Origin of the sequence: uncultured Aliivibrio sp., from assembly GCF_946479765.1 — a bacterium.
Taxonomy (GTDB): domain Bacteria; phylum Pseudomonadota; class Gammaproteobacteria; order Enterobacterales; family Vibrionaceae; genus Aliivibrio.
Window position 1 is genome coordinate 1 of the sequence record NZ_CAMLHO010000076.1, and the last position, 8,769, is coordinate 8,769.

General features: G+C 41.8%; 6 protein-coding genes. All 6 read right to left on the reverse strand.

The genetic code is table 11. The annotated features are described in order from the left end of the window. Nucleotides 1-319 precede the first annotated feature (319 nt). A complete protein-coding gene (locus Q1K78_RS16210; RefSeq protein WP_300181275.1) occupies nucleotides 320-1,273 on the reverse strand; it encodes a DHH family phosphoesterase in 954 nt (317 codons plus the stop codon). A gap of 224 nt (nucleotides 1,274-1,497) precedes the next feature. Beyond that, complete coding sequence (locus tag Q1K78_RS16215) at nucleotides 1,498-5,322, reverse strand: DEAD/DEAH box helicase (protein WP_300181278.1); 3,825 nt, start codon at nucleotides 5,320-5,322, stop codon at nucleotides 1,498-1,500. A gap of 237 nt (nucleotides 5,323-5,559) precedes the next feature. After that, nucleotides 5,560-5,988 (reverse strand): DUF86 domain-containing protein, encoded by a 429-nt coding sequence (locus Q1K78_RS16220; protein WP_300181281.1) that lies wholly within the window; start codon nucleotides 5,986-5,988, stop codon nucleotides 5,560-5,562. Continuing rightward, nucleotides 5,981-6,370: a nucleotidyltransferase domain-containing protein gene (locus tag Q1K78_RS16225; protein ID WP_300181284.1), complete on the reverse strand. Its 390-nt coding sequence runs from the start codon at nucleotides 6,368-6,370 to the stop codon at nucleotides 5,981-5,983. Before Q1K78_RS16225 ends, Q1K78_RS16220 begins: the two co-directional genes overlap by 8 nt. A 125-nt stretch (nucleotides 6,371-6,495) precedes the next feature. Beyond that, on the reverse strand, nucleotides 6,496-7,389 hold the full coding sequence (locus Q1K78_RS16230; RefSeq protein WP_300181287.1) for an Rpn family recombination-promoting nuclease/putative transposase: 894 nt from the start codon (nucleotides 7,387-7,389) through the stop codon (nucleotides 6,496-6,498). Between the two features lie 303 nt (nucleotides 7,390-7,692). Further along, nucleotides 7,693-8,574, reverse strand: a complete 882-nt coding sequence (locus tag Q1K78_RS16235) for an Rpn family recombination-promoting nuclease/putative transposase (RefSeq protein WP_300181290.1) — start codon at nucleotides 8,572-8,574, stop codon at nucleotides 7,693-7,695. Nucleotides 8,575-8,769 lie beyond the last annotated feature (195 nt).

Sequence of the window (8,769 nt, forward strand, 5' to 3'; positions counted from 1 at the left end):
AGATCAAAAGCAAGATTACCGTACCAGCTTTTAACTTTTGGCTCTTTGCTCCTCCCCCTTAATAAGGGGGAGGCTGGGAGGGGGTCAAGAGCTCACAGCGTATAAATCAAGTTAACTATGCACTCGGTTTTACCATCATCACAACAACCCCTCCCTAACCCTCCCCTTATTAAGGGGAGGGAACCGTATATTTGTCGCTGCAACCACCACGCTCATCTCTGAATTCTGAATCCTACGCTTTTACTCTTATAGTAGCAAAGCGGTCTAGTATCTAGTTAGCGCAGCGTATAGTTTCTAGTTTCTAGTTTCTAGTTTCACTTTAATATTTATTCTCAACCACTTCAATAAACTCAGCAATAGACGCTTTCGGCAACACATTAATCCCCGCCGCCGCTTCACGTCCACCACCCGTGTCAAACGAACTACAGATCTCACCCGCACCTTGTTTATTATTCAGTGGTGCGCGTAGTGAAACCATATATGTCCCATCCGCATTTTTCGTTAATACCGCATGAGCAGAATCAGGAGATTGATTTGCCAAAAGATTACCATAAACACCGCTAATACGACGTGCCCATGCCTTGTTTGGTAATTCAAATAACCCCAGTTTCTCACTTTTGTGCTGCGCTTGAATCGCAAGGGCGTTATCCATATCCGATTGATAGGCAGTTTGCAATAGATAGAAAGGTGATGTTTTATCTGCAATCACATCAAAAGGCGATGGGTATTGTAATAAGGCTTGGTATAACTCTGCGGGATCAAAGTGTAAATCCCCAACCTTGGCTCCATAACCATTATAGTTGATTAAAGTCCCCAACTCTTTTAGCTGTGATTTCTGCTCAGAAGACAAACCTGCGATATCAGCCAACTCATCCGCTTTGGCAATTAAGTTATCACCATAAGCAGCAGTAATTGCCCACTCATGAAACTGACCATTTAATAGGTTATCAATAATTAAAGCAGTACAAGTATTGGCATCTAAATCGATGTGCGCTGACAGATTTTTATGATCAGGGATCTCACCAGAACGATGGTGATCAGCATAAAACATCTCCGCACCAGACTCTAAAGCAAGCTCTAGACCCACCCGATTATTTTCCATCGAGATGTCTAATACGGTAAGTTTATCACCCGCTTTGGCATCCACTTTAGCTACTAAATTAATGTCACGTTTAACGCCAGTGATTAAGGTAGATTCTTGAGGGTTAGCCAGACGGAGTTGAAGAAGCGCGATGATGCCGTCAGCGTCACCGTTGAAGATATCGTAGTTCATATACCAATCCATGGTTCTTTTTGATTTTGGATAATATAGCATGACTGGGACTAGGTTTCAGGAAGAGCATAAATCAAGTTAACTATGCACTCGATTCAACCTTTACGTAGTAACCCCACCCTAACCCTCCCCTTATTAAGGGGAGGGAACTGTATTGTGATCGCTTTACCTACAACGTTCTCACTAAAACCTACTAAAGAATAAAATCCAGAAACTATACGCTCTTACCCCTCCAACAACCCTAACAGCTGCTGTGGATCTAACGTCTTACTGCTCGATGTCGCTGATAACACCTGATCCGCTAAATCACGCTTATCATGATGCAACGCGATGATCTTCTCTTCAATCGTATCTTTTGTCACTAAACGATAAACCGTGACCGGCTTTTGTTGGCCCATACGATAGGCGCGGTCACTGGCTTGGTCTTCTACCGCTGGGTTCCACCACGGGTCAATGTGGATCACCGTATCCGCTTCGGTCAAATTCAGCCCCGTACCGCCCGCTTTTAAGCTGATCAAAAACACTGAATTTGTGCCATCTTTAAACGTATCAATGGCCGCCTGACGCTGTTTAGTACTCAACTTGCCATCCAAATAACTGAACGAAATATTTGATTCGGTTAACTGAGCAGAAAAACGTTTTAGCACCCCAACAAATTGGCTGAACACCAGCACCTTATGGTCACCATCTAGCGCTTCTTCAATCAAACTCTGCGCTTCCGTTAACTTAGTACTCGCCTCTCCTTGCATTGAATCAAACACCAAACTCACATCACAACAAATTTGACGTAACTTAGTTAATGCAGCAAAGACCTCAACCACACCACGGCTCGACGCACTTTTTAAATTCGCTAACGATTCTTTTCTTACTGCTTCATACGCGGTTCGTTCTTTATTCGACAACTCCACATGATGAACCACCTCAGTTTTTGCAGGCAACTCGGTCAATACTTCCGTTTTGGTACGACGCATAATAAACGGACTCACCAAGGCTTTTAATCGCAGCATATCTTGTTGCTGCTTCGCCGCTTGTGAATATTTAGAACGGAACGATTTAAGATCGCCAAGCAACCCCGGATTCAAGAAGGAGAACAAACTCCATAACTCAACCAGATGATTTTCAACCGGCGTTCCTGATAATGCAAAACGATGCGCCGCTTGCAAACCAAGCACCACTTTAGAGCGCTTGGCTTGCGGATTCTTAATCTGCTGAGCTTCATCCAATACCGCACAATTCCACTCAACCTCATTTAACGCGTCGGCTAATCGCGTCACTAAACCATAACTGAGCACCACGACATCATTTGGCCCCGCCGCTTTAATTGCCGCTAACCTGTCATCGCACGCTTCCAAATCAATCATTACCAACTGCGGCGTAAAACGCTCGGCTTCTTGCTGCCAATTGGTCAACACCGATTTCGGGCACACCACCATACTCGGTCCTTGCGCACGATAATGGCTCAGTAACGTCAAGCCTTGCAACGTCTTACCTAGCCCCATATCATCCGCAAGACAGGCACCAAAACCGTGTTGCGATAAATGCGCCGCCCACACCACACTCTCTTTTTGGTAATCACGCAGAGGCGCTAATAACTCCGCGTCTAACTCTGGCTTCACTCGCCACTCTTCAACTAATTTATCCCACGCGTCATCACTGTTGGCCGCCATCGACTCCACCAACTTTTGCAACGGATACGCCATGCGTTGATCAACCAATTGGTCTTCATTCACCAAGCTATCCAATAAGCTCAATTGACGACGCAGTTGATCAGAAATCAATAAGGTTAACGACGAATTATCAGAACTCACAAACCCAGTACGATGATGAGCCAGCAACTGACGTAAATCCATCTCCAAATCGCTGTCAATCTGAACTCGGCCATTCACCTCAAACCAATTTTGCTTTTGGTTGATCGACATTGATAAATTATCAACCCCAATCACCTTCACTTGCTGGCTGTCGGCTTTCCAATGCAGATTTGCACTCAATTCCCCATCGATTTGAGTAATAAACTCCAACGCAGCTTCACCTTCAATTTGCCAAGTAAACGCGCTGTTTTTTTCTAAGCCTAACTCTTTAACTAACAACGTAGCGTGATGCTTTTCATTCGCTAGATCCCGTTGATACCAGATCCCATCAAAGCCACTTTCCCACTCGTTGCCTTTACCCGGCGACCAACTGACTTTGTTGTCTAACGAACCATACTCAATCGCGACATCCAACGATATTCCATTCCACGCTAGCCACAATTGAGGCTCGGCCACACACTCACCACGCGTCACGGTTCCTCGTTGCTCATCAATATCAAACCAATGAACGTGCTCGCCCAACACCGCAATTAACTCTGCCGTTTGAGTTGCTGGAAAATGTGGATCTCGAACTCTTAACTCTTCTAAAAATTCAGTGATCTGCTCTGGCGCATCAATAAAACGAAACACACTGTCATTCGATTGATGCAACCACGATTGAGTACAAGTCCGCTCTGAATAATAAGGGTACGCCTCAAAGGCCAACTCTGCCCCCTCTGTGCGCCACACCAACAACGGCGTTTCTCGATAAAAAGAGACTTGTTCACCCTGATGATCATAAAGATTATCGGCATCACACAAGGCATGGGCAACGGGCTTAGTGATTTTTGAACCACCGCCCCAAATCATGCCCTCATACGAAGCAGCAGATAAGATCGTTGTGTCACTGGTGCTGAGGATTTCTTTGTGTTTATAACCAAACTTCTCTAGCGGCACCTTGCGACCTTGACTCCAACCACGCTTACTTTTCGCCTGAATTTTCGCTTCAACTTTCGATGCCAATGGATCCAACTGCCAAATCAGACGCTCTTGCTTTACCGCTATTGGATTTAATGTGCCGTCAATGCGCGTTAACCATTGCTGCCAAGGCGAAGCGACATGTATTAATGGATTGTCTTGATCCAGCAAACGAGTTAACGCATTTTTTGCCACCTGAGCCAGAGCAAAGTTATCCGGGTGATCTAATAACGACCTCATCTCTGAAGTACGTGCTAAGGTCATTAACCCAATCCAGACATTGGTATTATCACGCAGACGATAAGCGATAATTGATTCAATTAACATGCGCCCCCACGCCACCTGGCCTCGACTATCCACTAATGAGTCTAGCCAGAGTTCAGGGTCCTCAAAATAGTGCGCCAACACACTGTCACTGGCAGTAATAAGATTGATAGACGCACGCCAATACTGCGTAGAAAGCTCTGGCATGCTATAGAAAGCCATACTCATTTTTGCTTTGGTTGTAGAGGTAAGAGAAGGGTCAAGCACACTCACCAATGCCAAATCACACAGTTGAGTAAAAGAGATTTTATCTGAATTAATAGGACGAAAAGCGTCTCGATGACGAAGATAAGTGCTATCAAAATGGGAAGCAGAAAGCAGATAGTCACTCTTTATTCTTGGGGCGAAGCACCACTTATCAAACTGAAAGTTCACACCAAACTGGTTAATTCGCCACTCATCCATCACCTCAATGGCAGTGGTAAATTCCATCTTATTTGGGCGATCGTTTAATAGCTTATACCAGTTAACCATCATCACTTGAGCAAACAGATTAACCCAAATCCGGTCATTTAACTGCCAACTGATTGGATCAGAGCAGAGAATATCAAAAGCCAAGCCGATATCTGATGGGTTATTTAGTTCATGCAATAAATCCATCAGCCAATCATAATCAGAAGCCACCGCAAACAAACCCACATAAGGCGCTTTAGGATTATCGATATTCGACTCAACCAAATCTTCTAACTGGGTATTATTTATCTCACCAAATGCCAATAGCGCCCGCGTTAACCCTTGCGGAGTAAAGCATAGCTTATTGCCCTCTTGATACATCATTTTTTGCTGGCATAGATCGGAAAGTGCTTGAGTAAAGTTCAACTCACTTTGTGGTGATTCAGGCTCAGCTAAGATCAGCATCATGGCTTTTTTGACTTTATTCAGCGTATTTTGGCTACAAAGCAAAGCGGCATAGAGAGCAATATGATTAGGGGTATTGGGATTAATAACAGTAAGAGGCATGAGGGCTCGTAAGTAAAGATGAATATACATTACGATAATAATAGGGTCGTGAGAGGAATGCAATTGAAGTGAGAGTGATTAGAAACTATACGCTTCGCTGCTATAAGAGCAAAAGCAAGCACCATACTAGCTTTTGATCTTCCTGAATCCTGAAACCTCACCTGTTCTCATACTCGCCCGTAGAGGACGCAGTCCGTCCATCCTAGCCTCTCGAAGCGCCCTACTCTTATCACTTATCTACTCAGACAATAAAAAAGTAACCGCCTTCTCCGTAAAGTCGGCAAGAGCTTGATAATGGCCTTCACGCAAAATATCTTCAACAATCAGTAAATCAATATTTAAATAATCATGCACCAAACTATTACGCATACCAATAATCTGCTTCCACGTACGCAGCTCATCACTAGAAATTAGGCCATGCTCTTTTAGCAAAGAAAATGATTGATAGGCTTCCGTTGGGCTTTTATTTTGGATTTTTTTTACCATATGCTTAGATAGCCCAATGCACATTTCAGTAAAAACCTGCAATAGACGCTCGGCGGCTAAATAATCACGACTTTTTAAGGTCGACTGATTAAGGTCAAAACGAAGCTCATTTAACTCTTTGAGGTATTTTGCTTTATGAGACTCAACTTCCGCTAGATATAATTCAAGACCTTTATTCATACGATGCACTTCTTTTGCTTTCAATCAATTGATACTCAAACATTGAGTTAATACGATTCTGCTCTTTATAAAATAGAAGAGGATTATTGTTATAAATCAGTTTTCCGTACTCAATAACATTAAATGCAAGGGCTATCGGTATGTGATTAATATCTACAATACTGACTTTATCTAAGGGTAGGTTCAAATGCTCAGCCCATTCTATAGCCAAACACTCAGGGCGAGTTCGCAAAGCAAAAGTAGATAACGAATGATCATTAAATGCCACCGCTAAATCAAAATCACTCTCTTGATGATACGTGCCTTGAGCGCGTGAGCCGTATATCCATACAAGTTCAATACCCTCATCCATTTTGGCCAAACTAACGATAGAATCAATCATTCTCAATCCATTATTGTTGTCTATTTGGATACTATAGCAGGGTTAAGGGCGCTACGCTTAAAGGTTTCAGGGGTACTCGCTTTTGATCTTCCTGAAACCTGAGCCCTGAATCCCGCTTTCCCCTACTATCTTAATCTTTGGATCTCTTCAATACTTAAACCTGTTTTTAGCGCTATGATATCGTTATCTAATATATCTAATAGGTTCTTCGCTATTTCCAGTGATTTTTTGTATTCCCCCTCTACCTTACCTAGCTCTATACCCTCGGCCTTACCTAGCTCTTTACCATCATCAAATGCCGTATCAATAACATTATTTAAATCTCGGTAATACTTGAGGCTATTCTCGTACTCTCTTTGCTTCTCTAACGGCAATTGTGCTAATTCAGCCTCTGCAAAGAAAGATTTAAATACACCTTCAGTCAACGATTCTGGATAATCTTGTAAAGTTTCAAGGTTCTTAAATACATACATCCAACGCTCAAAATGCGTAGTTAGATCAGCTAATGCTTTAGTGAACTTTGGCATTTCAAGGTAGATAAAAGTGAGCTTATCGTAGAACACCTTATTGGTATCTACATCTGACAATTTCACTTTGTAAAAATACTTTTCTTTGTCTTCCTTATCTTCATCAAAGACAAAGTCCAAAATGGCAATCGTATAAATGGCCTTTAATTCAAAGTTCCAATTACCCTTTTGTCCCTGCTCTTGAATAGGAAATGACGAATAAAACACACTGCGATCTTTAAAGAAGTTTTGTTTAGATTTCTGCAACTCAACAATAAACTTTTCACCTTTCTCGTTTTCACAGTAAATATCAAACACTGCTCGACGATCGACAATCTGCTTACCTAATTGCTCATTAGAAATAAAGGTTAAATCTACAATCGTTGATTCCTCTCCTTCTAATAACGTATTTAAGAAATCAATGAGGATGGTTTTGTTTGCCTCAGAGCCAAACAGCTTTTTAAAGCCAAAGTCTGTAAACGGATTGAGGTACTTGTCGGTGAGATACGTCATGCTAAGCCTACTGTAAGAATAAACAGGTAAACATGAGTATATACTGTGGTTAATTAAAGAGCAAAAGCTAGAATTAAGATCGCTTCGCTGGCAGAGTTCAGAGGCTCTCGCTTTTGATCTTCGCTCCTCCCCCTTACTAAGGGGGAGGCTGGGAGGGGGTCAAGAGCTCACAGCGCATAAATCAAGTTAACTATGAACGCAATTCAATCTTTATCTCAATAACCCCTCCCTAACCCTCCCCTTATTAAGGGGAGGGAACAGTATATTACTCGCTGTAATCACAACGATTACCTCTGAAACCTGCTATCTTAATTTTTGGATCTCTTCAACACTCAACCCCGTTTTCAAGGCAATGGTATGATTATCAAGAACATCCAATAAATTCCTTGCAACTTCTAATATCCCTTCAGCCTTACCTAGCTCTATACCCTCGGCCTTACCTAGCTCCTTACCATCATCAAATGCCGTATCAATAACATTATTTAAATCTCTGTAATACTTGAGGCTATTCTCGTATTCTCTTTGTTTTTCTAACGGCAATTGTGCTAATTCAGCCTCTGCAAAGAAAGATTTAAATACACCTTCAGTCAACGATTCTGGATAATCTTGTAAAGTTTCAAGGTTCTTAAATACATACATCCAACGCTCAAAATGCGTAGTTAGATCAGCTAATGCTTTAGTGAACTTTGGCATTTCAAGGTAGATAAAAGTGAGCTTATCGTAGAACACCTTATTGGTATCTACATCTGACAATTTCACTTTGTAAAAATACTTTTCTTTGTCTTCCTTATCTTCATCAAAGACAAAGTCCAAAATGGCAATCGTATAAATGGCCTTTAATTCAAAGTTCCAATTACCCTTTTGTCCCTGCTCTTGAATAGGAAATGACGAATAAAACACACTGCGATCTTTAAAGAAGTTTTGTTTAGATTTCTGCAACTCAACAATAAACTTTTCACCTTTCTCGTTTTCACAGTAAATATCAAACACTGCTCGACGATCGACAATCTGCTTACCTAATTGCTCATTAGAAATAAAGGTTAAATCTACAATCGTTGATTCCTCTCCTTCTAATAACGTATTTAAGAAATCAATGAGGATGGTTTTGTTTGCCTCAGAGCCAAACAGCTTTTTAAAGCCAAAGTCTGTAAACGGATTGAGGTACTTGTCGGTGAGATACGTCATGCTAAGCCTACTGTAAGAATAAACAGGTAAACATGAGTATATACTGTGGTTAATTAAAGAGCAAAAGCTAGAATTAAGATCGCTTCGCTGGCAGAGTTCAGAGGCTCTCGCTTTTGATCTTCGCTCCTCCCCCTTACTAACTAACTCTTATACACAAATAATTAAGAGTTAGTTTTGCATTAAATTGAACTTTTA